This is a genomic window from Burkholderia anthinoferrum, from assembly GCF_002925705.1.
Classification (GTDB): Bacteria; Pseudomonadota; Gammaproteobacteria; order Burkholderiales; family Burkholderiaceae; genus Burkholderia; species Burkholderia semiarida.
In genome coordinates this window covers 206,478-232,869 of the sequence record NZ_LFZP01000051.1, presented here as the reverse complement: position 1 = coordinate 232,869, position 26,392 = coordinate 206,478, and the positions used below count along the sequence as shown (strand labels likewise).

The 26,392-nt window shown below is 66.1% G+C and carries 21 protein-coding genes; 9 read left to right on the top strand and 12 right to left on the bottom strand.

The window, feature by feature from the left end:
- The first annotated feature begins 160 nt into the window (after positions 1-160).
- The gene (locus C5F75_RS21505; protein WP_060311668.1) at positions 161-619 is read left to right on the top strand and encodes an Lrp/AsnC family transcriptional regulator; all 459 of its coding nucleotides are present in this window, start codon (positions 161-163) and stop codon (positions 617-619) included.
- 204 nt (positions 620-823) lie between these two features.
- On the opposite strand, the gene C5F75_RS21500 is transcribed toward C5F75_RS21505, so the two are convergent.
- The 7 genes from C5F75_RS21500 to C5F75_RS21465 all read right to left on the bottom strand — a co-directional run bounded on the left by C5F75_RS21500 (position 824) and on the right by C5F75_RS21465 (position 12,581).
- Positions 824-1,972, bottom strand: a complete 1,149-nt coding sequence (locus C5F75_RS21500; protein WP_059584936.1) for a porin — start codon at positions 1,970-1,972, stop codon at positions 824-826.
- 439 nt (positions 1,973-2,411) lie between these two features.
- Entirely contained in the window at positions 2,412-4,736 is a 2,325-nt protein-coding gene (locus tag C5F75_RS21490) for a dockerin (RefSeq protein WP_104012730.1), read from the bottom strand.
- Positions 4,737-4,794: 58 nt separating this feature from the next.
- Positions 4,795-7,092, bottom strand: a complete 2,298-nt coding sequence (locus C5F75_RS21485) for a LamG-like jellyroll fold domain-containing protein (protein WP_181035452.1) — start codon at positions 7,090-7,092, stop codon at positions 4,795-4,797.
- A 370-nt stretch (positions 7,093-7,462) separates the two neighbouring features.
- Positions 7,463-8,653: a M20 aminoacylase family protein gene (locus C5F75_RS21480; RefSeq protein ID WP_099317580.1), complete on the bottom strand. Its 1,191-nt coding sequence runs from the start codon at positions 8,651-8,653 to the stop codon at positions 7,463-7,465.
- A gap of 85 nt (positions 8,654-8,738) precedes the next feature.
- Positions 8,739-10,073: a DUF3100 domain-containing protein gene (locus C5F75_RS21475; protein WP_059584932.1), complete on the bottom strand. Its 1,335-nt coding sequence runs from the start codon at positions 10,071-10,073 to the stop codon at positions 8,739-8,741.
- Between the two features lie 48 nt (positions 10,074-10,121).
- The gene (locus C5F75_RS21470) at positions 10,122-11,639 is read right to left on the bottom strand and encodes an aldehyde dehydrogenase family protein (RefSeq protein WP_104012729.1); all 1,518 of its coding nucleotides are present in this window, start codon (positions 11,637-11,639) and stop codon (positions 10,122-10,124) included.
- Between the two features lie 54 nt (positions 11,640-11,693).
- A complete protein-coding gene (locus tag C5F75_RS21465) occupies positions 11,694-12,581 on the bottom strand; it encodes an NAD(P)-dependent oxidoreductase (RefSeq protein ID WP_407641358.1) in 888 nt (295 codons plus the stop codon).
- Between the two features lie 128 nt (positions 12,582-12,709).
- Between C5F75_RS21465 and C5F75_RS21460 the strand changes: the two genes are divergently transcribed.
- Positions 12,710-13,618, top strand: a complete 909-nt coding sequence (locus C5F75_RS21460) for a LysR family transcriptional regulator (protein ID WP_059584929.1) — start codon at positions 12,710-12,712, stop codon at positions 13,616-13,618.
- 160 nt (positions 13,619-13,778) lie between these two features.
- Here the strand turns inward: C5F75_RS21460 and C5F75_RS21455 are convergent, their stop codons facing one another.
- Together C5F75_RS21455 and C5F75_RS21450 are read right to left on the bottom strand one after the other, a co-directional pair.
- Positions 13,779-14,873, bottom strand: coding sequence for a potassium channel family protein (locus C5F75_RS21455; RefSeq protein ID WP_059584928.1), 1,095 nt, complete (start codon positions 14,871-14,873; stop codon positions 13,779-13,781).
- A 60-nt stretch (positions 14,874-14,933) separates the two neighbouring features.
- Positions 14,934-16,268: an NAD(P)/FAD-dependent oxidoreductase gene (locus C5F75_RS21450; protein WP_104012728.1), complete on the bottom strand. Its 1,335-nt coding sequence runs from the start codon at positions 16,266-16,268 to the stop codon at positions 14,934-14,936.
- Between the two features lie 212 nt (positions 16,269-16,480).
- Between C5F75_RS21450 and C5F75_RS21440 the strand changes: the two genes are divergently transcribed.
- Positions 16,481-17,128 (top strand): hypothetical protein, encoded by a 648-nt coding sequence (locus tag C5F75_RS21440; RefSeq protein WP_059584926.1) that lies wholly within the window; start codon positions 16,481-16,483, stop codon positions 17,126-17,128.
- Between the two features lie 175 nt (positions 17,129-17,303).
- Here C5F75_RS21440 and C5F75_RS21435 read toward each other — a convergent pair whose 3' ends face one another.
- The gene (locus C5F75_RS21435; RefSeq protein ID WP_059584925.1) at positions 17,304-17,513 is read right to left on the bottom strand and encodes a hypothetical protein; all 210 of its coding nucleotides are present in this window, start codon (positions 17,511-17,513) and stop codon (positions 17,304-17,306) included.
- Between the two features lie 475 nt (positions 17,514-17,988).
- Here C5F75_RS21435 and C5F75_RS21430 point away from each other — a divergent pair, with 475 nt between their 5' ends.
- The 5 genes from C5F75_RS21430 (at position 17,989) to C5F75_RS21415 (ending at position 22,446) form a co-directional block, all read left to right on the top strand.
- Complete coding sequence (locus tag C5F75_RS21430; RefSeq protein ID WP_059584924.1) at positions 17,989-18,843, top strand: helix-turn-helix domain-containing protein; 855 nt, start codon at positions 17,989-17,991, stop codon at positions 18,841-18,843.
- A gap of 123 nt (positions 18,844-18,966) precedes the next feature.
- Positions 18,967-20,640, top strand: coding sequence for an ATP-binding domain-containing protein (locus C5F75_RS21425; protein ID WP_104012727.1), 1,674 nt, complete (start codon positions 18,967-18,969; stop codon positions 20,638-20,640).
- A 191-nt stretch (positions 20,641-20,831) separates the two neighbouring features.
- Complete coding sequence (locus tag C5F75_RS37305) at positions 20,832-21,500, top strand: DUF6402 family protein (RefSeq protein WP_258048578.1); 669 nt, start codon at positions 20,832-20,834, stop codon at positions 21,498-21,500.
- Positions 21,473-22,048 (top strand): DUF6402 family protein, encoded by a 576-nt coding sequence (locus C5F75_RS37300; protein ID WP_316252120.1) that lies wholly within the window; start codon positions 21,473-21,475, stop codon positions 22,046-22,048. The genes C5F75_RS37305 and C5F75_RS37300 overlap by 28 nt, the downstream gene beginning before the upstream one ends.
- A 101-nt stretch (positions 22,049-22,149) precedes the next feature.
- Positions 22,150-22,446: a hypothetical protein gene (locus C5F75_RS21415; RefSeq protein WP_104012726.1), complete on the top strand. Its 297-nt coding sequence runs from the start codon at positions 22,150-22,152 to the stop codon at positions 22,444-22,446.
- 159 nt (positions 22,447-22,605) lie between these two features.
- Here C5F75_RS21415 and C5F75_RS21410 read toward each other — a convergent pair whose 3' ends face one another.
- Positions 22,606-24,165 (bottom strand): methyl-accepting chemotaxis protein, encoded by a 1,560-nt coding sequence (locus tag C5F75_RS21410; protein WP_104012725.1) that lies wholly within the window; start codon positions 24,163-24,165, stop codon positions 22,606-22,608.
- 146 nt (positions 24,166-24,311) lie between these two features.
- Entirely contained in the window at positions 24,312-25,310 is a 999-nt protein-coding gene (locus C5F75_RS21405) for a quinone oxidoreductase family protein (protein ID WP_104012724.1), read from the bottom strand.
- A gap of 131 nt (positions 25,311-25,441) precedes the next feature.
- On the opposite strand from C5F75_RS21405, the gene C5F75_RS21400 reads away from it, so the two are divergent.
- The gene (locus C5F75_RS21400; protein ID WP_099317919.1) at positions 25,442-26,314 is read left to right on the top strand and encodes a LysR family transcriptional regulator; all 873 of its coding nucleotides are present in this window, start codon (positions 25,442-25,444) and stop codon (positions 26,312-26,314) included.
- The last annotated feature ends 78 nt before the right edge of the window (positions 26,315-26,392 follow it).

The following is a 26,392-nucleotide window of genomic DNA, read 5'->3' as shown; positions in this document are numbered from 1 at the left end:
GGACCGTCCCGGCTGCTACGGGCAAAAATTTATCGCAGAAAAAATAATTTCAGGTTGCGTGTTCGACTTAAGATGGGCGCGATTTGGCAATTCCGTGCCTCAAGAAGCGAACATTCGGGCACCGCGTGCCTCAACCCAATCTGTCGGATCAATGGCGATGATCGAGCTGGACGAAATGGACCGCCGCATTCTGCGCGTGCTCCAGGAAGATGGGCGAATCCAGAACGTGGAACTGGCGCAGAAAGTGGGCTTGTCGCCGTCGCCGTGCCTGCGTCGCGTCAGGCAGCTGGAGCAGGCCGGCGTCATCGAGCGCTACGCGGCGCTGCTCGACGCATCGAAGATCGGCGCGGGGTTGACCGTCTTCGTCCGCATCTGGCTGACGAGCCAGGACGCGAAAACCGTCGACCGTTTCACGGAGGCGGTTCAACGTCTTCCGCAGGTTCTCGAGTGCCACCTGATGGCGGGCGATTGCGATTGCCTGCTGCGCGTCGTGACGGCCGACATCGACGCCTATCGGAAACTCCAGATCGACCACTTGACCCGGATCGACGGCGTGCAGAGCGTGAAGACCGAGATTCCGATGCAGAGGATCAAGCAGACTTCCGTGCTTCCGCTTTGATCGCGCATGCGGTGCAGCGCTCCGCGGATCGCGGGTATCGCCGACGACGGCGGGTCGGTCACCCGCCGCAGCGCGATCGATCGGTTCCTGTCGAACCGGAACGCGTGTCGGCGACCGAGCGGCATGTATCGAATCATCACGCGCGACCGGATGAATGCGCGTATCGTTCGCGAAGCCGCGCAGCTTACGCGAACGGCATGGGCGTCAGAAATGATGCAGCAGCGCGATACGCGCGACATATTGATTCGGGCCCGACGAAATGTCGGCCGCGCCCGGAATGTACGCGTAGTCGAAGTCGGTTCCCGTGTGCGCGTTCATCGCATGCTGATAGACGCCCTCCACGAATACCGACGTGCGTTTCGACAAGTCGTAATTCAACTTCGTGCTCAGTTGATGCCACTTCGGATTGAACGCGCCGACCGTCGACGCGACGCGGGCCTGGGTGTACGTGTATGCCGCGCCGACGTAAAACGCGGTCGTGAAATGATAGAGGCCGTTCACCTCGAAGTTGTCGAACTTCCACGATTTCCACGCACCGCCCGCTGGCTGCGTCGTACCGGTGAAATATGCGTTCGAAGTCGGGTCGTAGACGTCGACGTGCGAATACGTGAATCCCACCAGCGCCTTCGAGAACGCGTAATTCACGCCGATGCCGATGTTCTGCTGCGACGATGCGTCGAACGTGTTGTCGCCGGTGATCGCCCCGGTCGAATCGGCATTGCGTGCGTGATCGATCTTCAGATACGACGCGCCGACCGTCAGCCCGCCCTGCTGGTATTGCAGCGCGGCGCCATACAGGCGGTTGTTCGCGAAGCCGCCCGCCTGATTGCTGAATCCATACATCGCCTCCGCGGTCACGCCGTGCCACACCGGCGACACGTACTTGACCGCGTTATTCACGCGGAACGAGTAGTCGGTGTTGTCGTTGTCGTACGGATGCGAGAACAGGTAGCCGGTCCAGTTGCCGTTCGCGGTGAGCGGCGAGAAGAGGTCGACGCTCGGATCGTACTGGCGACCGAACGTCAGCGTGCCGTATCGATCCGACGCGATGCCGACGAAGGCCTGGCGGCCGAATTCCCGACCGCCCTGGTTCATTTTCCCGGTGTTGACGTCGAAACCGTTCTCGAGCGTGAAAATCGCCTGGTAGCCTGCGCCAAGGTCTTCCGTACCCTTGATACCCCAGCGGCTGCCGTAGTCATAGCCGCTTTGCAGTTGCACGGTTCCGTGGCCGCGTGCGTTGCTCGTGTAGTTGATACCGTCCTCGATCTTGCCGTACAGGGTCACGCTGCTCTGCGCATGCGCGGCTGCAGCAAGCAACGCGGCGGGCGCGATGATCCCCCAACGCTTGTTCATGATGATTTTCCCCCCCAGGGTTTTTGGTTTGCCGGTCGTAACGCTTGCGCGCTGCGTATGTGCCGCGTCGACACGCCTCGGCGATGCGACGGGCGCAGTGTAATGAGCCGATTTTCCGCTGTTAGCCCTTCGCCGCGGGAAGGTGCTCTTCAAAATGGGGGGTATGTGTCAGCGCGGAAAACGGCTAGCCGGCCGTTGAAATCGGCCCGCGGCCGCTCGGCGCACCCCGGATCGGGAAGGCAACGAATCGCGGACACGTTTCGATGAAAAACGTGAGCCCGGATCACGTCGCTTTCCGGATGACCCGAAAGACGACGAGCGGTACCAGAAAGAACGGCATCCGGTCTGCCCGCCGCGACAGCAAGAGAGAACCCGGAAAGGCCGGCCGATCTCCGTCCGGTTGCAAACCGCAACCGGACGATCGACAGGCCGATCAACCTCAATTGCTGAAGATCAGACCGCGAGCGGCGCCATTGACGTAAATCCGGCCGTATGTGTTCCAGTCGCCGGCCATCACGCCGGAGTCGCCGAACTGGTGCGCGTCATCGTTGAAGCGCGCCCACGTCGCGCCACCGTCGTCGGAATGGTAAATGCCCCAGACGCCGTTCAACGTGCCTTCCACATAGACCGCGGCCGAGTACGGCGAACCGGTCGGCGCCTTGCCCAACGCGATCACGGTGGCGCCCGGCGTGTCGTTGGTCGACGCGAAGGCGCCGAGCTTCGTCCACGTCGCCCCCGAGTCCACCGAGCGGTACACGGCCGTGCCGTCGGCCAGCCAGAGATCGCCCTCCGCGTTCGGATTGACCGCCATCGACGTATCCCGCCACGCATTCCAGGCCAGGTTCGCGTTCACCGAGCCCTGGCTCAACGTGAACGTGTGGCCGCCGTCGTTAGACACGTAGACCTTGCCGCGCTGCCAGCTCCACGGTGCGCCGCCGGAGTCGTAGGCATAGACCTTGTTCGGGTTCTTGCGGTCCGCGGCCAGGCGGTAGGCACGCGGGAAGCCGTTCCAGGTGGCACTGAACGCCGGCAGGTTGGTCGCCGTCCAGCTGGCGCCATTGTTTGTCGTGAACGACGGGACCGAGTCCGGCGGCGCCCAGGTCACGTTGTTGCGGGACGGGACGACCAGGTTGCCCACGTGGCTCTGGCTTGCCGCGGCACCGTTGGGCAGCGACGCGAACGTCGCCCAGCTATTGCCGCCGTCGCCCGACCAGAAGCCCCTGATCGCATGGCCGTTGGCGTTGTCGACGCCCGCGGCCGCGATGTACGTCGGATCGGACCACGACATGTCGGCCGAATTGCCGTTGCTCCACGTGTTCAACGGGCCTTTCGTCGGCCTCGTCGAGAGATCCGTATTGACCCACGTGCCGATGTCGCCGGCGCTGTTGATGAAGTTGTACGACGCACCGGGCGGCGCCGTGACGAGGGCCAGCGTCACGGTTTCCTCGAGGTTGTCGACCTTGGGGCTCCAGGTTGGCGTGGGCGACGAGGCGTTCATGGTTTCACAGATGCCGCCGCCGTGGACGTGCATGATGTGATCGCGATTGGCGGGGTCGATGGTGACGCTTTCCACCCAGCCGGCGCAGCCATCCGGGGCAATGCCGGTATGCGGCATGCCGGCCTCGATTTCGCGCCACGTGCTGCCGCCGTCATCGGATAGCTGAATGGTCTTGCTGGTGTCGCTCCAGCCCGTCATGCCCAGTGCGATGCGGGCGGACGCGCCCAGACCGGAAACGGACAGGCCGCCAAAGCCGTTGCCGGTGGAGCGGTTGAGCAGCGTCCAGTTGCCGTTGTTGCTGCCGCCGAACCTGTAGAGATAGCTCGGTCCGCCGATGCCCTGGCCGACGCTCGCGTTGAACACCACGTAAAAGTTGCCGTCGGAAGTGCGCACGACGTGCGGGATGTAGTAGCCGGACACCGTCGGCGGGGCGGGCACCGGCGTCCACGAGAACCCGCCGTTGGTGGACTTGTACAGGGTCGACGTCAGGCCCGCCGCGTTCGCGTAGTCGGGGGCGACGGTGGCCCACATGATCCAGGTCGGCTGGCCACTGCCCTTGCCCGACGTATCGAAGATCACCTGTTCGACGCCGAGCGGGGAACCGCCGCCGCTGATCGTGGCGGAGGACAGGCCCGAGACCTGCGCCCAGGTGCGGCCCGAATCGGCACTCTTCCACAGGCCGGCCGTGCGCGATCCGTAGAACAGCGTCGACGGATGGTTCGGATCGACCTGCAGGCGCTCGCCGGTGGCTCGGCCGTTGTCGTTGCCGCCTACCGGGAACGGCACGTCGTAGTGCGTCCAGGTGTTGCCACGATCGCTCGAGATGTAGATGCGGCCGTTATGACCCTGCGTCACGGTAATGCCGGTCATCATGTAGACGAGCTGGTCGTTGTTCGGATCGAGCGCGAGACTTTCGACGCCGTGGAAATCGCCCTCGCCTGCGCCGAAACCGATGCCGTCGGTGATGGGCGTCCACGTCGAGTTGGTCGCGTTCCAGCGGTACGCGCCGCCGACGTCGGTGCGTGCGTACAGCAGGCTCGCGTTGGCTGGATGGTAGATCAGACCGGTGACGTAGCCGCCCCCGCCCCACTTGACGCTGGTCCAGCTGGCCGCCGGCAGGTTGCTGCCGCCGCCATTTGCGCCGGTCTGGCTGCGATTGGCGGCAAAATTGGTCACGCCTGTCGTGCTATCGGCCCCGCCCCCGCAGCCCCATAGCGTACACGCCATCGCCGCGGCGGCAATCCATCGTTGTGAAAACACGGTCATCGAAGAAGTCCTGAAAGAAAGAGGTCCATCGCAGGGCCCGCCATCGGGCCCTGCACGATCAGTTCGCCATGAGCGATGCAATCTGCGCAGCGCTGAGCGCACCGCGATAGAGGCGGAAATCGTCGATCAAACCGTTGAACGTGGCGTCGGCACCGTATTGCGATTTGCCCAGCCAGTTCTGCGTGGTGCGGCCAAGACGGAACGGCGCCTGGAACATCGCCGTGTTGGTGCTGACGGGCGTGCCGTCCACGTACATCGTGCCGGTCGAACCCGATAGCGTGACGGCCACGTGCACCCATCGCTTGCTCGGCAGCGCGGTGGGGGCGTCGATGATCTGTTCCGGAGGGCCGTCGCCGGGGCCGTTGGCCGTCATGGCGAAGCGCATGCCGGCCCAGCCGGTGCGCGACTGCCCGCGCGGCGTGAACATCATGTAGCGGTGAAAGCCGGTGCCGAAGTCGAACAGGCGTGTCCACGTCTGCGAACCGTTCCAGAACACCCAGCTCGCGATGGTGAAGTCCGACACATCGGCCAGCAGATCGTCGGGCAACGCCACATACGCGCCCGAGCCGTTGAGCGAGACCGCGTTGCCGCCGCGCCCCACGGCCCACGTTGCGCCGTTCAGCGTGCCATTGCGCCCGTTGCCCGAGCTGTCGGCGGCCGTGACGCCGCCGCCTTCATCGAATGCGAGGTGCGCGAGCAGTTGCTGCGCCGTGATCACTTTCACTTCGTTGGAGAGCGCCGATTCGCCCGCAATCGTTTGCGCCGTCACGACATAAAAATACGTGCCGGCGCCGGCGGGCATATCCGTATAGGTCAGCAGATCGGTGATACCGCTCTGGATGGTTTTGTACGGTCCGCCGGCCATGGTGGCCCGCTTGACGGTGTAGCTGACGGCGTTGCTGCTGCCCCACCACGACAGCACCACCTTGCCCGCGCTGGCATAGCCGGTCAGGCCGGTCGGCGTTGGGGCCGGGGCGCCGGGGTCGAGCGTGCAGGTGAGCGTGCCGTAGCCGAGCTGGTCGAAGCCGCCACTGTTGGGGCCGTAGTTGCCGCCGCCGCCTTCCGGCGCCACCAGCTCGGCGGCGCGCCTGGTGTAAGGCGCCGCCAGACCTTTGCGGTTGATGTAATGGTTGGCCACCAGCGCCCAGCAGGGCCGCCCGAGGGCGCCGCCTTGCCCGCCGGTGGAGAACTGCGTCTGGACGACGCCGGCGCTGTTCTGGTACGTGACGAAAGGCACCGTGTAGAACGTGCCGTCCGCCTGCTTCAGGTTGGCCTTGGCCACGTATTCCGCGCCCGCCAGAAAGCGATTGTTGTCATAGCCGTACAGGTCGATGCCCTGATTCCACGCCATCTCGCAAATGGCGCCCGTCAATGCAATGCCGAGCGTGCTGTGGCCCTGGTCCCGGCCGGCTTCCTGCCATTGCCCGACGTTGCCGGGGTGCAGGTAATACACGGCTTGCCGGATACAGCCATTACTGCCACCGGTCTTGAAATGGGTGACGGCCTCGTCGACGAGTTCGGCATCGTCGCACAGCACGCCGATGGCCAGGACACACGCGATGTTGGCCAGGCCCCAGTTGGCCCAGTAGTGCGTGTCCATCGCGGTGTCGATACGGGTCAGGAAAGCATGGCTGACCGGGTAGAAGACATTGCGCATCATGGCCTGAAACGCGGCGAGTCCGGCCGGACTCCAGCCGCTGTAGCCGCGCATGATTTCGGCTGCGTTGGCGAACTCGTAGCCGTAGATGCCGGCGGCGAGCGCCACGTCGCTGCCGCCAAGCGTCGTCAGCGTCGACGCCCATTGGTCCAGATACTCCACGGCCTTGTCGGCATAGCGTGTGTCGTTCGACACCTTCCAGCGCAGCGCGTCGCCATAGGCGGCGGCGATGTCGTTGTAGAGGGCGCCGTAGTTCTGACCATGCGTCGGATCATTGCCGCGATAGATGCCGACCTGCGGGTTCGGCTTGTTCGTCAGGCGCGTGTGACCGTTGGCGACGAGCACGTTCCAGCTATCGATCCACGGGGAAGCCTGCGCGGCGACTTTAGCGCGCATGCGTTCGAAATCAGCGTCGGTATGCAGCAAGCCAGGATGCGTGAAGGTGCGGGTTTGGGCGGTGCCTGCCGACTTCGCCCCTGCGCCGCTACCGTCCGAAGCCGGAGCAACTCCGGACGCCTGGCCGCTGCTGGTTGCCGATATACGCTCGCCGTCTGTAACCGCGCTACCTCCGTCGCCGCCGCATCCGGCCACAAGCGTTGCACCGAGCCCCATCACGAAATGGCGTCGTGCAATATTCTCGATGCCGCCGAGTGGAACGATTTCCTCGGACAGCAGCGTCGCTGCTCCCTTGTCTCGCATGTCTGGATCCTCTGTTTTTTGCTATGGTCGAAGCGACAAAATGTACTAACCATTCCGTATTTATCGGAACGGGTAGCATTCTATCCAGTGCGACCGGGATCCAATCAAGCGAAAAAAACAAATTCATCAATGACACGAACGTGTCACATCGGTGATGCAGGGATCGAGGGATGCGCGAAGTGGTTGGGCAGAACCAAGCAAAGGTCGTCACCGTTTGCGGAGTAAAAATGTCACTTCATCGGTCGACACCGACGCGGAATCGGTAAACTCTCCCGGAATCGTGTCTTTTCGTTGGACGAAATAAAATCGTCAGCAACCGCGGTGTCGCGAAGAGCGGTGTCGCCTCCGCTGCCGTGCCTGCATCACCGCCCTACCGCCCCAGAACCCGCTCCACCAACTTCACGAAATAACTCGCCCCCACCGGCAGCAACGCATCGTTGAAGTCGTAACTGGCGTTATGCAGCAGGCACGGCCCGCCGCCGTGCCCATGCACGCGATGATCGCCCGCCCCATTCCCAAGGAATGCATAACAACCCGGCTTCTCGCGCAGCATGAACGAGAAATCCTCCGCCGCCATGGTCGGATCGACGGCTGCGTTCACATGCGCGTCGCCCACCAGCTCGCGCATTACCGCCACCGCCACCGCCGTCTGCTCGGCGTCGTTCACGGTGGCCGGATACTGGCGCTGGAAATCCACCTCGCTCTCGCAATCGAAGGCCGCGGCCGTCGCGGCCACCACGGCGCGCATGCGCGTCTCGATCAGGTCGAGCGTCGCATCGGAGAAGGTCCGCACCGTGCCGCCGAGCCAGGCATCGGTCGGCACCACGTTCATCGCCTCGCCTGCATGCACCTGCGTGACCGACAGCACCGCACCGTCGATCGGATTGCGGTTGCGCGTGACGATTCCCTGCAGGGCGCTCAGCACCTGCCCCGCCGCGAACACCGGATCGCGGCCCAGGTGCGGCATGGCCGCATGGCAGCCGGCACCGCGCAAGTCGATCCGGAACAGACTGGTCGACGCCATCAGCGGCCCCGGCCGCACCGCGAAATCGCCGGCCGCGATGCCGGGCCAGTTGTGCAGCCCGAACACGGCATCCACGGGGAAACGCTCGAACAGGCCGTCCTCGATCATCGCGCGCGCGCCGCCGCCCGCTTCCTCGGCCGGCTGGAAGAACAACTGCACGGTGCCGTCGAACTCGCCATGCCGGGCCAGATGGCGCGCGGCCCCCAGCAGCATGGTGGTGTGCCCGTCGTGGCCGCAGGCATGCATCGCGCCGGGCACCGTCGACCGATGCGCGAAGGTGTTGGCCTCCTGCACGGGCAGCGCATCCATGTCGGCGCGCAGGCCGATCGCACGCGCACTGTCGCCGCGCTTCAAGGTGCCGACCACGCCGGTGCGGCCGACGCCGCGCGTAACGGCGTAGCCCCATTGCTCGAGCCGCCCGGCAACGAGTTCGGCGGTGCGGAACACGTCGTAGCCCACCTCGGGATGGGCATGGATATCGCGGCGTAGCGCCGTCAGTTCGTCGGCGTGCGCGACGATGGAATCGATCAGTTTCATGCGGATGGGAGCGCTTTTGTCAGGTCGTCGCGGCACGGCGGCGGGCCGGCCCATGCCGCCCGCCGCCGTGCCGCGAGGCATCGGATCAGATATGGAACAGTTGCGCCACCAGGGTCGCGCCGATGAAGGTGCCGGCATTGGCCACGAAGGACACCAGCACGATGCGCCAGCCGAGCCGGCGGAAGGCCGGGATGTCCTTGGCGATCGACAGCCCCGCGAACACCAGCATCGGCGTGGTCACCCCGAGGAAATCGTTGTGCGAGCTGAGCGCGGCGATCTGCGATGCCCACGGGGACCACGGCGAGGTCAGGAACATCGCCACCACCGACACCCAGCAGACCGCCGGAATCCGCCGCCCCGTCACGCGCGCCAGCGCATCGCCGACGATCGTCGCGCCCACCATGATCGCGATTCCCGGCAGTCCCGCCAGCGGTGTGGTGCCGTGGGCGATCCAGTCGCACACCAGCGCCATCGCGGCCGTCACGATCCAGGCCAGCAGCTTGCCGCCGTAGCCGAGCGCGGGCGCCTCGGTCCTCACCTCGCCCAGCGACGGGCTGGCCGCCTCGGGCTGCGCCGAGGCCTTGGTGGTGCGGCCGATCAGCGGCTCCAGCACGCGATAGCCCCAGACCGCCAGCGGCAGCGAGATGAACAGCGTGAAGTACGTGCCGATGGTGGTGGTGATCAGGTTGCTGGCCGCGGCGAACGCGAGCACCGATTTCGCCGTCTCCGGGTCCTGCTGCGCGGCGATCGCGCCCGAGGCGGCCGCCATCATGCTGCCCGAGCCGACACCCGAGCCCATCGCCAGCGCGAGCGGATCGAAGATGCCGAGGCTGGTCACGAAACCCGCGAACACGGCGATGAACACCGCACCGAACACGGTGCCGGTCAGGTACTCGGCCAGCACGCCGCGGCCCTCGGCCGAATCCATGCCGTACTTCTCGCCGATGATCGCCAGGCTCGGCTCGCGGCCCACCGAGAACGTCGCGCCAATCGCCTCGCGCTTGATGCCGAGCAGCAACGCGAGCGGCAGGCCGAGCAGGATGGTGCCGACGAAGTGGCCGAATTCCTGGAAGGCCAGTGCCCAGCCCGCCGACGCCAGCTTGGGCAGCGCGCTGCCCACCATCAGCCCGAGCTTGGAGACGAACAGCAGCAGCGCCGGCTGCAGGATCGCCGCCGCGAAGAACTGGTCGGGCACGCTCAGGCGCGCGCTGCCGTTCCAGCGCGCGCTGGCGAGCCCCACCGCGGCGCCGAGCAGCAGCGCCCAGATCATCGGCAGCAGCACGACCTTGCCTGGGCCGAGCTTGAACGTGAACGAGCCGATCCATTCGGCGACCAGCAGGATGCCGGCCGCGTAAAGCAGGACCTTGGCGGTGGCCGCGCCGCCCAGCTCGCGGCGCTCGATACCCAGTGCGTGTTCCATGACGAGTCTCCCCTTGAAGCCCGGCTGCCGTCGAATGCGGGCCGGTGGTTACAGATAACCGAACGCGGTGGGCGGCGCTTCGGCCGTCTCGACCCACACGCTTTTGGTCTGCGTGTATTCGTACAGCGCCTCGACCCCGCTCGAGCGGCCGTAGCCGCTCATGCCGTAGCCGCCGAACGGCGACGCCACGTTGATGGTCTTGTAGCCGTTGACCCAGAAGGTGCCGGCATTCACCTGCGCGGCCACGCGATGCGCGCGCGCCACGTCGGTGGTCCAGGCCGCGCCGGCCAGGCCGAAGTCGGTGTCGTTGGCGATCGCGATCGCCTCGTCCTCGGTGTCGAACGGGATGGCGGCCACCACCGGCCCGAAGATCTCGGTGCGCGCCACCTCCATCGCGTTCGACGCGCCGGCCAGCACGGTGGGCGCCACGAAGTAGCCGCCGCGGCCCTCCGCGACGCGCTCGGCCGAGCCGCTGGCGAGCGTGGCGCCAGCGGCCACACCGCGCTCGATCATCGACATCACGTGGTCGTACTGCTTGCGATTGTTGATCGGGCCCACCTCGGTCGCCTCGTCGAGCGGCGCGCCGACACGGATCTTCTTCGCGCCGGCCGCCACCATCGCGACGAATTCGTCGTAGACGGCGCGCTGCACCAGCAGGCGCGAGCCGGCCACGCAGCTCTGGCCCGCGCCGGCGAAGATCGCCGCCTGGGCGGTCAGCGCGGCGCGCTTGAGGTCGGCGTCGGCGAACACGATATTGGCCGACTTGCCGCCCAGTTCCAGCACGCAGGGCAGCACGCGCCGCGCGGCGGCCTCGGCGATGCGCGCGCCGGTGGCCGGCGAGCCGACGAACACCACCTTGCCGACCACGCGATGCGCGATCGCGGCCTGCCCGGCGGTGTGACCGAAGCCGGCCAGCACGTTGACGAGGCCGCGCGGCAGCCCGGCCCGCTCGCCGAGCCGGGCGACCGCCAGCGACGTGAAGGGCGTCAGCTCCGAGGGCTTGAGCAGCACGCCGTTGCCCATCGCCACCGCGGGCGCCACCTGCCAGCCGCAGGTGAATACCGGCGCGTTCCAGGGCGTGATCTGCAGCACCACGCCGGCCGGCTCGCGGCGCGTGTAGTTGAGGTGCGAGGTCGGCACCGGAATCACGCTGCCGTAGAACTTGTCGGTCCAGCCCGCGTAGTACTCGAACATTTCGGCGACCTTGCCCACCTCGCCGCGGCAGTCGCGAATCGGCTTGCCCGAGCCCAACGCCTCCAGCCGCGCGATCGCCTCGGCCTCGGCACGGATCGCGCGCGCCACCTCCTGCATCACGCGGCCGCGCGCGGCATGCGTGAGCGCCCACCATTCGCGCTGCGCGCGGCGCGCGCTTTCTGCGGCATGGTCGATCACGGCTGCGCCGGCGTCGCGATAGGCGAGCGTTTCGTCGCCCGTCGCCGCATCGTAAAGCTGGATCGTGTCGCCCTGACCGGCGACGAGTTCGCCGTCGATATACGAGCCGATCGTGGCGGCACCGGGGAAGAAATGCGCGAAGGCGGCGAGCAACTGGTCTGCGTGCTGGGTCATGTCGGGTTTCCGTACAGGTGAGTCGAGCGGGATCGTGGCGCGGGCGGCCCGGCCTCAGGCCGGGTCGAGGAAGTCGACGATGCGGTTGAAGTCCTCGCCGTCGGCGACGGATGCCTCGCTGGCGGCCCACACGCGCGCCGCCTCGCGCGCCACCGGCGCGACGCTGTCGAACTGGTCGAGCAGGCCCAGCGCGAGCCGCACGTCCTTGCGCATCAGCTTCATCGTGAAACCGGAATCGAATTTGCCGTTGAAGATCCAGGTCGGGTAGTTGGTCAGCGTCGCGCTGTTGCGGCCGGAGCCGCCGTTGAGCGCCTCGACCAGCTTTTCCGGATCGACGCCGGCCGCGCGCGCGGTGCGTACCGCCTCGCTGGCGGCCAGCAGGTGCACGCCGGTCAGCAGGTTGTTGAGCAGCTTGGTGACGTGGCCGGCGCCCACCGGGCCCACATGCACGCGCTTGGCGCTGATCGTCGCGAGGATCGGCTCGATGGCCGCGATATCGCTGTCCGAGCCGCCCAGCACCATCGTCATGGTGGCGGTGGCCGCGCCCTTCGGGCCGCCGCTCACCGGGCCGTCGACGAAGCCGATGCCGCGCTCGGCCAGCGCCGCCGCCACGCGCCGCGTGCTGTCCGGATCGGCCGTGGTGGTGTCGATCACGATCGTGCCCGGTCTCGCGCTCTCGAGCACGCCGCCCGCGCCCAGCACCACCGCCTCGACCACCGCCGAGGTCGGCAGCGACAGCAGCAGCACGTCGGCGTCGCGCGCGATCCCGGCCACCGAATCGCGCGCCGACAGTACCGCCTGTTCGGCCAGCGCGAGCGCCACGCCGGGCGCCGCGTCGTAGCCGAGCACCGTGTAGCCGCCGCGCCGCAGCGAGCCCGCCATGCCGCGCCCCATGTTGCCCAGACCGATCACGCCCACCGTTTTCATCCGACGACTCCCGATAGCTGTTGGTTCGAGGCCGGCGCGCCAGCTTGCGCCCGCCCTGCATGACCACGATGTTCGGCCCGGCGATCCGTATAATCAATCAACGCCAATATTGAGATTGTTCTCTTTTTTAGAACGCCAGGATCATGAGCGAGACCCTTACGGACAGCCGCATCGTCTATTTCTACGAGGCCGTGCGCTGCGGCACGATCCGCGCCGCGGCCGACTGGCTCGACGTGGCGCCCTCGGCGGTGAGCCGCCAGATCGGGTTGCTGGAGAAGGAGCTCGACGCCACCCTGGTGGAGCGCCACGCGCGCGGCGTGACGCCCACCGAAGCGGGACGCTGCGTGATCGAGTATTTCCGCGAGCAGCTCGCGCACCGCGACGACCTGATCTCGCGTCTGCAGGAACTGCGCGGGCTCAAGACCGGCGAGGTCAGCCTGGTGCTCGGCGAGGGCTTCGTCTCGGATCTGCTGGCCGGGCCGATGCAGCAGTTCTGCCGGCAGTTCCCGGGGATCCGCGTCAACCTCGACGTGGGCAGCACCAACGACGTGATCCGCAAGATCTCGAACGACGAGGGCGAGATCGGCCTGGTGTACAACCCGCCGGCCGAGCCCAAGGTGGTGTCGCGCGCGTCGAAGCGGCAGCCGATGATGGCGATCGTCGGCCCCGATTTCCCGCGCCGCACCCACAAGGTGCTGACGGTGCAGCAGCTCGCCACCTACCCGCTGGCGGCCACTCACCCGTCCTACGGTACGCGGCAGATGATGGAGGCCGTCGAATACGCCGAGCGTGTGCGGCTCACGCCGGTCGTCACCACGAATTCCTTCGCGATCCTGAAGGAGTTCGTGAAATCCGGGCTCGGTATCTCGGTGATGCCGGCCTTCGCGGTGACGGCCGAACTGCAGGCCAAGGAGTTGTTCGCGATCGAGATCGCGCATCCGATCCTCGAGAACGCCGAAGCGCACATGGTCACGCGCGTGGGCCGCAAGCTCTCGGTGGCCGCCAACAAGATGCTGCAGATGATGACGGGGCAGATGCGGGCGTTCCGTTAGCGGGGGCTGCCCGTACGCCGTCCGGCGACGCGAGGCCGGGCTTGGAGACGGTTTGCCCAAGACCGCTGATTCCGCTGCAAGGTGTTCCGGCAGATCACAGCTGCAGCCGAATTCGAGAAAGGCTTCATGGTCATGGGCACATAACCAAAGTCAAACGCCGTCAAACATCCGGATCCTGAATCCGCGCCGACTGAATCACCACCAGCGTATCGCCCGCCTCGATCCTGCACGGCGGATCCTCGTAAAACGAATAGATCTTCCCGCAGCGATCGAGCCCGACCACGATCGCGCCCGGCACCACGTTCGTCAGGCAGCCGATCTCATGCGGCAACGCCTCGCGCTCCAGCAGCGTCGCGCGCCCGCGCGTCGACAGCATGTCGTTCACGAACGGCACGATGTAGCGGCTGTGGACCGCATCCGCGAGCAACAGCGCGCCGATCTTCGTCGACGACACGATCACGTCCGCGCCCGCCTGCCGCAATTGCCGCTGGTACAGGTTCTCCTGGATCCGCACGACGATCTTCGTATCGGGCGCGATGCTGCGCACCGACAGCGTCAGCAGGATCGCGGTCGGATCGTCGGTCACCGAAATGATCACGGCCTTCGCCGCGCGCACCTGCGCCTGCTGCAGCAGATCCTCGTGCGCCGGATCGCCGAGCAAGCCGGTCACGCCGAGCGACGTCGCCGCCTCGAGGGCCTGCTGCTGCGAATCGATCACGATGATCGTCGCCGGATCGACGCCGCTTTCCAGCAACTCGCGCACCGCGATCGATCCCGACAGGCCATAACCGCACACGACGATGTGATCGGACAGTTGCTTCTGCAGGCGTTTCATGCGGAATTCCTCGATGACGCGCTGGATCACGAACTGATACGCCGTGCCCAGGAAAATAAACCAGATGCCGATACGGATCGGCACGATGAAGAACGCATCGAGCAGGCGCGCGCGCGCCGTGACGGGCACGATATCGCCGTAGCCGACAGTCGCGACCGTGACCATCGTGAAGTACACGAGATCGGCCACCGTCATCGGCGTGCTCTTGGTCGAATCGCGCAGGCCGTCGCGATCCAGATACAGCACGAGGAACGCAAGCGTGCACAACAGCACGACCGCGCCGAGACGGAACAGCAGCGTGCGCTGCGGCGACGTCGCCGGGCGCGTGAACAGCGTGCGCGCGCGCGGCGCCTGCCACGGGTTGCGGGCGCGACGCAGGCGCATGCGCAACGAGCGGCGCTGATCGGATGGCGTGGCCAACGGGGAATCTCCTGAAGGATGCGGGCTCGATTCTACGACGGGAACGCACGCGCGCAGCCGTCACAGCATGCTGCGCGGCCGCACCATCGTCCCGTCGACGAAACGCCGCGCGCGAAACGCCGACAGATCGAGCGACGGCGCGCCCGTGTCGATCCATTCGGCGAGCAGCCGGCCGACGATCGGCCCCATCGCGAAACCGTGCCCGCAGAACCCCGTCGCGATCGCGAGCCCCGACGGCGTACCCGGTGCATCGATCACCGGAATGCCGTCGGGCAGCACGTCGATCAGGCCGGCCCACGCCTCGACGATCTGCGCATCCTTCAGCGCAGGAAAGATCGCCTTGAGCTTCGCGAGCGCGCGCGGCGCATGCGCGCGATTCGGCTGCGGCTGCGGATCGCGCGGCTCGATCGGCCCCGTCGCGCCGCCGATGCGCGCGAGCACGTCGCGCCATGCGGACGCATTCAGGTGCAGCCGGAATTTGTCGCGTTGCGACCAGAATTGCGGCCAGAAGAGGCTCAACCCGCGCAGGTGGCCAAGCGTCAGATCGACGTCGACCTGCATGTCGTCGGCAAGATTGATCGCGCCGTTCGTGCGCTGCCGGATGCCGAGACCATGGCCCCACATCGTCGCCGCGGACACCGGCGGAACCACGTTGGTGCGCATGCAGGTGCCGCGCACGGCCTGCTGCGGCAGCCGGATGCCGACGCCGTCGAGCAGCCGGAAACTGGTCGCGCCGGCCGCGCAGATCACGCGCCGCGTGCGGATCGCGCCGCGCTCGGTCGCGACGCCGACGACCGCGCCGCCGGCCGTCTCGATCGCCGTCACGCCGCAGCCTTCGAAGAAACGCGCGCCCGCCTCGGTCGCGCGCGCCGCGAATGCGGCGGCCACGCGACGCGGCTCGGCCTGCCCGTCGGTCGCCGTATACAAGCCGCCGAGAGTACGGGCCTGCGCCGACAGCCCGCTCACGTGTTCGTCGATCTGGGCGCGCGTCAGCGTGCGCGTGTCGAGCCCGTGTTCGCGCGCCACGGTGAGCCACGCCTGGAACGACGCCCAGTCGTCTTCGTTGTCCGCCATGTAGAGGCAGCCGCCCTGCCGCCATTCGAGATCGAAGCCGAGCGCCTGCTCCAGGCCTTCCCAGATCCGCATGCCGGCCATCATCAGCGGCACTTCGGCGGATTCGCGCCCCTGCTGCCGCACGAAGCCCCACGCGCGCGTCGATTGCTGGCCGGCGATGCGCGACTTGTCGAGCACGACGGCTTTCAGGCCGCGCAGGCCGAGGTAGTAAGCGGCCGCGCAGCCCATGATGCCGGCGCCGGCGATCACGACGTCGGCTTCGGTCGGAAACGCCGTTTCGGCGTGAGTCAATGCGTCGTGCAGCGGATAGGTGGTGGTCATTGTTTTCTGTTGGTAATCGGTGCATGGCCGGCAAAGCTTATCGCGGCAACGTCATCCGATGAAGCGAGCGCCGCGCAACGATCCCGGGCGCCTTGCGCATCCGCACACGACAGCCCGCTCGCGTCTTTCCGGCCGTCCCCGTTTTTTCGGCTTGACGCCCCCGGATCGTCACGCGACGATACTGGATATCCATACAGCATCGTCGCAGCAAAATGATCCTCCCCCCATTCGATCCGCCCAAGCTGAACGACCTCACCGAATGGTGGACGCAGTGCACCTACGCGGACGTCCAGCGTCTGATACTCGAAGTGCAGCACCTCCGCCTGACGCTGTGGGAGTTGAAAGCCCACGTCGCGGACGCATCGCGCCGCATCCGCGTGCTCGATCCGGACATGCTCGCGCATGGGTCCGCGCTTCGGCGGCTCGGCTACCTGCTCGACAAGGAGATCGAGCGCGCCAATCCGATCGGACGCACCCGCGACGTGTATGCGCCGTTTTCGGACGAGTGGCGGGCTCGCGCGGCACTGCGCTGCGCATTGCGCGGGCAGCCCGAGCCGGCCGACGCAGGCACGCTGCCGCGCGCGATTCCGGAATTTCAGCGCATCACCTGGGCCGAGCTTCGCGATCGCTGGCGTCACCTGAGCGACAGGAAATCGAATCGACAGAACGTCGAGCAACGGATGGTGCTCGAGATCGCCCGTCAGCGAACCGTGATCCTCGCGCGGGCGCGCAAGCTCGTCGACGCCGCGATCGCCGAGGCGGCGGCGGAGGGAAACCGGTTATTCGCGCTGGATCAGCTCCAGCGGCTCCTGGCGGTCGAGCGGGAGGACGGCGAGCCGTTCATGTACATGCCGCCGTAGCGCGAACGCCGTGAACGACGGTCTGCATGCACAAAGTGGACATTCGCAGCCTCCAATCGCGTTGCCCTCGGACGATCGATATCTCACGACGGGAGCCGTCAATCTACGAATTTCCGGGGGCATTCGCAATATTCAGGCAGGAATTCCGGCCGTTCGGGGCGCCGCACGCGCTGCACTACGCATAGCGGCTCAGCCATTCTTCGGAGAATCGTTTCGCGTACGCGACGGCCTCGGCTTCGGTGTCGAATTCACCCAGCTTGCGGAACGCGGCTTCACGGCTGAAACCCACCTTCGTGACCTCGACCTGCGCGGCGTATTTGCCGGCCTCCGTCACGCGCGGCTCGCAGTTCATCTCGTAGCCGCGCATCAAGAATTTCTTCTGCATCGGTTCAACACTTTTTTGAGACGGCGAAATCGTAGCACGCAGCGCCGCGGGCGCCAAAAAATGTATCCGCGCTGGTTTCACTAGAAGAAACCATCGATTATTCGTCCTGCAACTGCTTCGGCCGTTCGCCGCGCGATATCCTCCGAACATCCCGGCCGGGCGTGATCGCGCCCTGCGTTGGTGCGTCGCGTTGCGATTACCTGCCGCCTCGTGGGGAATCACACGCCGGCCCATGGGAATGCAGCCCAAAGGTGCCGAACGCACCGTCGCGCGCACGCGCCGACGCAGGCCCGGCGTAACTTCATGACACACCTTTCACACAAACGCACCTTTCACCACACTGAATGACGACCATTTTGCGGTAAAGTTATCTTTTCCGTGCGTGGCCGGTCGGCTCGCCATTGGACGTCATGAAGACTGTCCGCCGAGACTGCCGCAAGGCGTCGTTCTGAACGTCACGATCCGTTCCCGTAGCATGACCACTGAAGCAATCACCACGGATTCCCTCGCGGTTGCCGAGCGCGTGCGCGAGCTGATGACCCGCAACGGCATCGGCAAGCGCCAGCAGACCACCGAGCTGTGCCGCATCCTCGATCTGAGTTTCTCCCAAGGCCACCGCAAACTGCGCGGCAGTAGCCCCTGGACGCTCGCGCAGATCAAGAAAGTCGCCGAAGCGTACGGCGAACCCGCCGCCCAGCTGTTCGGCGCGCAAACGCTCGACCCGGGCATGGTCGGCGCCTATAGCCAGGAAGCCGTCCTGTATGCGGGCGTCGCCGAGATTCCATGCACCGCCTGGATCGGCGCGCCGCTCGAAGCCGGCGCGCGCCCCGAGTTCGTCGCGTACGAACAGAACGGCCGCTGGCGCGTGCTGCGCCATACCGGCGTGCTGTACCAGAACGCATACGACGTGCACAAGATCGAGATCTATCCGCGCCGCGCGGAAAGCGACAAGCTCGTCGTCGCGGTAATCGACCCCGATCGCGTCAGCGCAACCGAGCTGTGCCGCTATCTCGAACGGCAGGGTTTCGCGACGGCCGCGTTCGACGGTCTCGCGGCATTCGTCGATGCGCTGCAGGGCCAGGCTTTCGACGCAGTCCTGACCGAATGGCTGTTCGACGACGGCACGGCCGCCACCGCGATCAAGGCCGTGCGCACGTCCGACAACCCGGGCGCGCCGGTTTTCGTGCTGACGGGCGCCCTGCTCACCGGCCGCGCGAGCGAAGCCGACATCAGCGAAGTGATCCGCGCGTTCGATGTGGTGTGCTACGAAAAGCCCGCGCGCATGGCGATCCTCAGCGCCGATCTCGCGAAGCGGCTCGCGCGCGGCTGACGTTCGCCGGGCCGGCCGCCCGTCGAACGGCCAACGCCCGCGCGGCGCCGTGGGCATGAACCGGTTCCTCAGTACAATAGCCGCACCCGTTCACGCCCACGCCGGCATCCGCCGCCCGACGCCATGGCCCGCCTCATCCCCGACGACTGGAAAAGCCTCGCCGCGACCGGCGCGGCCGAACGCGAGCGCGAAACGCTCGCCGCGCTCGAACACGCGCTGCCCGACAGCTACACCGTGTATCACGGCGTCCACTGGACGCGCGCCGATCAGGCGTTTTCGGTATTCGGCGAAGCCGCGTTCGTCGTCGTGAGCCCGGCCGGCCGCGTGCTGCTGATCGAGCAGAAGGCCGGCTTCCTGCGCGAGACCCCGAAAGGGCTCGTGAAGGTCTACCTGCAAAAGGAGCGCAATGTCCCGATCCAGCTCGCACGCACGCAGGAGACGCTGCACCGGCGCCTGACGGCCGCGCTCGGCGCGGGCGTCTACGGCGTCGAGGCGCTGCTGTACTGCCCCGACTACTCGATCCGCGACGCGTCGATCGCCGGCGTCGCGCCCGAGCGCATCGTCGATGCGTCGCGCAAGGCGCAGCTCGCGCAAGTGATCCTGCAGATCCTGCCCGAGGACGACGAACACTTTCCGAACGCGCCGAAGCTCCACCATTTCCTCGCGGACGAGCTCGCGCTCACGCCCGACACGAGCGCGCTCGTCGGGCAGGCCGGCACGCTCGTCACCCGGCTGTCGGGCGGGCTCGCCGCATGGGCGCGCCAGCTCGACTTCGCGCCGTTCCGGCTGCGCGTGACCGGCACGGCCGGCTCGGGCAAGACCCAGCTCGCGGTCCAGGTGATGCGCGACGCCGTCGCGGCCGGCAAGCGCGTGCTGTATGTGTGCTTCAACCGGCCGCTCGCCGACTACATCGCGCGCATCGCGCCGCCCGGCGCGAAGATCGCGAACTACCATCAGCTGTGCGACTGGGTCGCGCGCGATGGCGGCTATACGCCCGACTTCCAGGCGCCCGGCGAATTCGAACGGCTCGAGGCGCGTTTCGCGCAAGCGCCGATCCCCGAGCGCTGGCGCTTCGACGTGCTGGTCGTCGACGAAGGGCAGGATTTCCACGCACCGTGGGCGGCCGCGCTCGAGCGGCTGCTGGCGCCGGACGGCGCATGGTGGTGGCTGGAAGATCCGCTGCAGAACCTGTACATGCGCGAACCCGTCGCGCTGCCCGGCTGGGTCACGCTGAAGGCGCTCACGAATTACCGCAGCCCGCGCGACCTGCTCGAATTCGTGCGCGACGTCGTCGGCCGCGTCGAGCCGCTCGCGGCCGAACTGCGCTCGGGCAGCCCGTTCGACGGCTCCGAACCGTCGGTGTCGGCCTACGGCGAAGACGGCGCGTCGGACGACGCATTGGCGCAAGCCTGCATCGATGCGACCAAGCGCGCGATCACGCATGCGTTGTCGCTCGGCTTCCGCAAGCAGGACATCGCGGTGCTGTCGTACCGCGGCCGCGAAGGCTCGGTGCTTGCGCCGCTCGACCAGCTCGGCCCGCACCGGATCAAGCGCTTCACCGGCAAGTACGACTTGTTCGGCAATCCAGAGTATCGCGAAGGCGACGTGCTGCTCGATTCGATCTACCGCTTCAAGGGTCAGTCGGCGCCGTGCGTGATCCTCACGGAAGTCGACTTCGACGCGCTCGACGCGCGTGCCGCGCGCAAGCTGTTCGTCGGCGCGACGCGCGCGACGATGAAGCTGCTGATCGTCGCGTCGTCGCGCGCGGCCGCGCAACTCGCGGACGCGGCGGGTTGACGCGGCGGGCGGGCGAACGCACGCCCTGGACGAACTTCGACATCGTGGCCGTTGACACAATCGGGCACATTTCCCGACGCTCCGCACCCTTGCCCACGCTCGTTTCAACCTGTTTCGGCAATCCCTGACGCTTTGTCCGCTTGCAGCCGGCCGCTACGATGCCAGGCCATTCGTTGCACGCGGAATATTCGATGGCCGACGTAAAAAAGCTGCCTTACTACGAACCGAAAAAGGGATTGTTCGGATCGGCGTTGAAGGAATACAAGGGTTCCCGAGGGTGTGTCCCGCTCGATACGCAAAGGAGCGTATCGATCGACCGGCTTGCACCGGGGGAAAAGCCGCCGCCGCCGCCCAAAGCGATTTCCAGGCCTTCGATTGCTCCGAAGCCTCCTGCAGCACCTCAACCGCCGCCGCAAGCCGATCAGGCGATAACCAAACGACCGCAGACGCAGGCGGAATCGGAGGTTTGCGAAAATCCGCCCCCTTTCGATCTCCAGGACGTGCCAATCGCGATGGACAATCTGGGCTGGAAGGTTTCGGCCAGGCTTGCCCGGATCTGGTTCGCGGGCGCTGCGCATGTTTACAACGACGATCCAACGTCAGCCCAGCCGCTGAATGACGATGACGTTACCCTCGAATGGATTTTGAAATTCGGAAATGTCAGAAAAAAGTACAATAAACTTCTCGCGAGCGATATCTACAGCGAACGTTCCATACGAACAGCATCAGATATAACCAAGTCTTTTGTCAAAGAGCTCTTTTTAGAAAGAAATTCTACGTTCAACTTCAACACCGCCTCATTCACAAGAAATTTGCGTAAACTTCACAACGACTGGCAATTCCAGCTATATCGAAAATAGGAAATTGGGACACCCTGGAGAACCTTTCCCCAACGGATCTCACGGGGGCGCTGGCCAATTTCAACATTTATGCAGCCATTGGAAATGTTGAAATTTCAAGCGAAAAATACTTCAAATATGAAAAATCAGGCACGCTTTACTGCCTAAGCGCCACGGGTAGAATCACGCATATATATGTTTACGTGAAAGACAACTACTCATTCAACGGAAAACAATATTTAGGCCACTGGAACAAACATGGCGTCATCATCGCCCCGGGGTCAATTCTTACAGGATCAAGCTCGCCAAAACGAGAATCCGACATTGACATTTGGTCAAAAAACATCAACAAACCTGTCGACACACGAAGAAGTATATTAGGAAAATTCAAGACGTCCGATGTTTATTTTCCAATCCATAATGCAGACTACACCCGATGGCGAGAAAGACATCACAGGGGCAGGGACTTCATGATATATTCGAATCCAGTTTATTTGAAGCTGAAGAAACCGATCGATCTTGATCTTGGTGAAATATGCAGAATAGAGCCATCAGATACATTGGCTTAGCCATTGTCATTTACGTATGCGCAGGTTTGATCGTTCATTTCAATCGCCCCGCCTATGGACGGTGTGACTTCTATGATCGCCCGGAGACATTAGATGGCGGTATGAAAAACATGAATGGCGTTTGGTACCGATTCAAGCTGTGCGGCACCGGCGGAAATGATCAGGACGCGACGAATGACAACATTGAGTTAAGAGTGTTTAGTGAAAAGGGCGAGCTTCTTGCAAAGCGATATTTCTCCGTCAACTGGTATCATGGAGAAAGCTCTCACCCGCCTCTGGGTTACGAGGGCAATCTGGTACGCTATATCGACTTGGCCGATGAATCGAATTACAAAAAACATCTGATGATTCCGCCCTCCAAGTGGGATTGGCTTCGTGCCAGACTACCTTTGTTTTAAAGGTTGCACATCAAATCTTGATTTACAAAAAACAAAGCCCCGGTAGCGGGGCTTTGTTTCTCAATAGACTACTCGCTCGATCATACGACGATAGCATCGACCCACCCGTGAAACAGGTCGCATCAGCCGACAGATCCGCTGCGATTCACCTCGCCCTGCTCAAGCCACCCGGAACGCCCCCACCGCACGCCGCAACCCATCCGCCTGCTCCTCGAGCGACGCGGCCGCGGCCGCCGCCTGCTCGACGAGCGCCGCGTTCTGCTGCGACACCTGGTCCATCTGCGACACCGCGCGGTTCACCTGCTCGATCCCGTCGCGCTGCTCGCTCGAGGCGGCCGCGATCTCCGTCATGATGCCCGTCACGCGGCCGATCGCCTGCTGGATGTCCTGCATCGTCGCGCCGGCCGTACTGACGAGCCGCGAGCCCGTCGCGACACGCTCGACCGATTCGCCGATCAGCGTACGGATTTCCTTCGCCGCGGACGCCGAGCGCTGCGCCAGCGTACGCACCTCGCCCGCGACCACCGCGAAGCCGCGGCCCTGCTCGCCCGCCCGCGCGGCTTCGACCGCCGCATTCAGCGCGAGGATGTTGGTCTGGAACGCAATTCCCTCGATCGTCCCGATGATGTCGGCGACCTTCTGCGAGCTCTGGTCGATCTCGTTCATCGTGCCGATCACCTCGCCGACGACCGTCGCGCCGCGCGTCGCGATCTCGCTCGCACTGTCCGCGCAGGCCTGCGCCTCGAGCGCGTGGTCGGCATTCTGCTTCACGGTCGCCGTCAGTTGCTCCATGCTCGCGGCCGTCTGCTGCAGCGCCGACGCCTGTTCCTCGGTGCGCTGCGACAGGTCGGTGTTGCCGGCCGCGATCTGGTGCGTCGCCGTCGAAATCGCCTCGGAACCCTGGCTGACCTGGCGCACCGTGTCCGCGAGGCTGCGCTGCATGCCCGTCACGCCCTTGACCAGTTCGGCCATCTCGTCGCGCGACGACCAGCGCAGTTCCGACGTGAGATCGCCGTCCGACAGCCGGCGGAAATGCGACAGAAGGCGATTCACCGGTTGCGTGATCGCGAAATGCAGGCCGATCGCGCAGCCGAGGCATGCGGCCAGCCCGAATGCGATGCCCGCGATCGCGCCGATGCGCATCCAGCCGTAATAGGTCTGCGCGGTGTCGTACACGTCCTTGCCGCGTGCGGCCTGGTACGCATCCAGCGCGTCGGTCGCCTGCGTGAGCGCGACCGACAGCGGCGGCGCGACCGTCATCAGCAACCGGTCGGCTTCGTCGCGCCGCCCTTCGCGGATCGCATCGATCATCGGCTTCAGCGCCTGCCCGATCAGCGCCTGGCGCGCGGCATCGAGGCGGCTCGCGAGCGGGCCCTCGTCGCCCTCGTGCGGCATCGCCGCGTAGTTGCGCCATGCCGTGTCGGCCTTCGCGAGATAGCCCTCGGCCTTCTTCACGAGATCGGGAACCTCCGCCGCGTCCGGATGCAGCAGCGCACGGTCGAGCGTCGTTCGCACGATCGTCAGGTTCAGGCTCGCCGCGGACAGCGCGGTCTTCGCCGCCAGTTGCCGCGTATAGGCCTCGTCGAGGGCGCGATTGGAACTCTGCATGCCCGCGAGGCCGATCAGCCCCGACACGACGAGCAGCGCGGCGACGAGGCCGAGCGTGGAGAAAATCCGCGTACGGATCGAGAAACGGGAAAACAGGGCGTTCAGGTTCATGACGGCACGTGAGCGATGAAAAATGCCGCGGCAATCGGTCCGCGGCCCTCTGTATTACGGTTTGCCTGCACAAAACTTGAGTCCGTCCCTGCTTCGCGGCTGATCGTCGTCAATTTTTCGGGCGGGCAAGCCGCCCGCGCCCGCCGTCACGCCAGCAGCACGACGCCGCCCGTGGTCGCGCGCGACTCCAGCAACCGGTGAGCATCGGCCGCCTGCTCCAGCGGCAGCCGCGCGCCGATCTCGACGTGCATCCCGCCCGCCAGCCGGTCGAGCGTCGCGCGCGCGGCGTCGCGATACGCGCCGACGTCGCGCGCGATGAAGCCGAGCACGCTCGGCCGCGCGAGCGCGATCGAACGCGCCGGGCCCAACTCGTCGAGATCGAACGTCTGTCGCGCGCCGATCGCGGCCACCTGCCCGATGCTCGCGACCATCCCGAACGGACGAATCGCCCCGAGCGTGCGGGTCAGCACGTCGCCGCCGATGCCGTCGATCGCGTAGTCGACGCCCGCACCGCCGCCGAACGCACGCGCCGCCGCGACGAAATCCTCCTCTCGATAATCGACCACCGCTTCGGCGCCGTGCGTGCGCACGAGCGCGGCCTTCGCCGCCGAACCGACGGTGCCGATCACCCGCGCGCCGAGCGCACGCGCCCATTGCGTCGCCAGCAGGCCGACGCCGCCGGCCGCCGCATGCACGAGCACCGTATCGCCGGCGCCGACCTGCCGCACGCGATGCAGCAGCATGTACACGGTGATCCCCTTCAGCAGCCCGGCGGCAGCGGCTTCGTCGCTCAGGCCGTCGGGAATCGGCAGTACGCGCTCGGCCGGCATCGTGCGCAGGCTCGCATAGCTGCCGGTCGGCATGCCGGCATAGGCGACGCGCCGACCGGGCACGAGATCCGGCACGCCCGGCCCGACCGCGTCGATCACGCCGGCCGCCTCGACGCCGAGCGCCGCCGGCAGCGCAGGCAATGCATGCGCGCCCGTTCTGAAATAGATGTCGACGAAATTCACGCCGATGGCGGTCTGGCGAATCCGCACTTCGCCGGCGCCGGGCGGCGCGACGGGCGCATCGACGCGGCGCAGCACGCCGGCGTCGCCGTAACGATCGATCCCGATCCGGATGGCGTGGGTGGTTTCGGTCATGACGTTCCTCGTTATCGAATGAAGTGACACGATCATCCCATCGGGCATAATTCGACGGAATTCACGTTGAATGCCCATCTACTGTGCAAAATTCGACCGACCGCGATCCTGTTACCTCGCCCGCATTGCCGATGAGCTGGGACGACATCCGCTACTTTCTGGCGGTGATGCGCGGCGGCAGCCTGTCGGCCGCCGCCCGCGTGCTACAGGTCCAGCATTCGACGGTCGCGCGGCGCATCGACGCGCTGGAATCGGCGCTCGGGATCCGGCTGTTCGATCGGCTGCCGCGCGGATGGCCGCCGACCGACGAAGGGCTGCACCTCGCCGAGCACGCCGCCCGCCTCGAAGCCGACGCGCATGCGTTCGCGCGCGCCGCGCAGGGCGCGGCCTCGCTCGACGGCGTGGTACGCGTATCGGCGTCGCCGGTGTTCGCGAGCCACTTCCTCGCGCCGCGCCTCGCCCGTGCGCAGCGCGCGTGGCCGGCGCTGCGGATCGACCTGATGGGCGAGATGCATGCGGCGAACCTGTATGCGCGCGAAGCCGATCTCGCGGTGCGGCTGTCGCGGCCGAGCGAGCCGGGGCTCGCCGCGCGCCGGCTCGGTACGATGCGCTTCGCGCTGTGCGCGGCACCGGAATGGGCGGATGCGCCGCCCGACACCTGGCCGTTCGTCGGCTACGACGACGCGCTCGCGCAAACGCCGCAGCAGCAGTGGCTCGAACGCTTCGCGGCCGGGCGCCGCTTCGCGTTCATCGCCAACGACCTGGCCGCGCAACATCGCGCGTGCGCAGCCGGGGCCGGTGTCGCGCTGCTGCCGCGCTTTCTCGTCGACGATCCAACGGCGCACGCCGGCGCGCCGCTCGTCGAGCTGACGGCCGCCCCGCGTTGCGACATCGAGCGCGAGATCTGGCTCGTGGTTCATCCGGACGTGCGCCGATCGCCGCGCGTGCAGCGCGTCGCCGACGCGATCGCCGACGCGGTGCATGCGGCGGACGGCCGCCTGTAAGCCGCCGAAACCGCAAACGGCTTTGCCACGCGCGTCGGCGGCCGGCATAGTAGCGCTTTCACTTCATTCGCCCCGCCG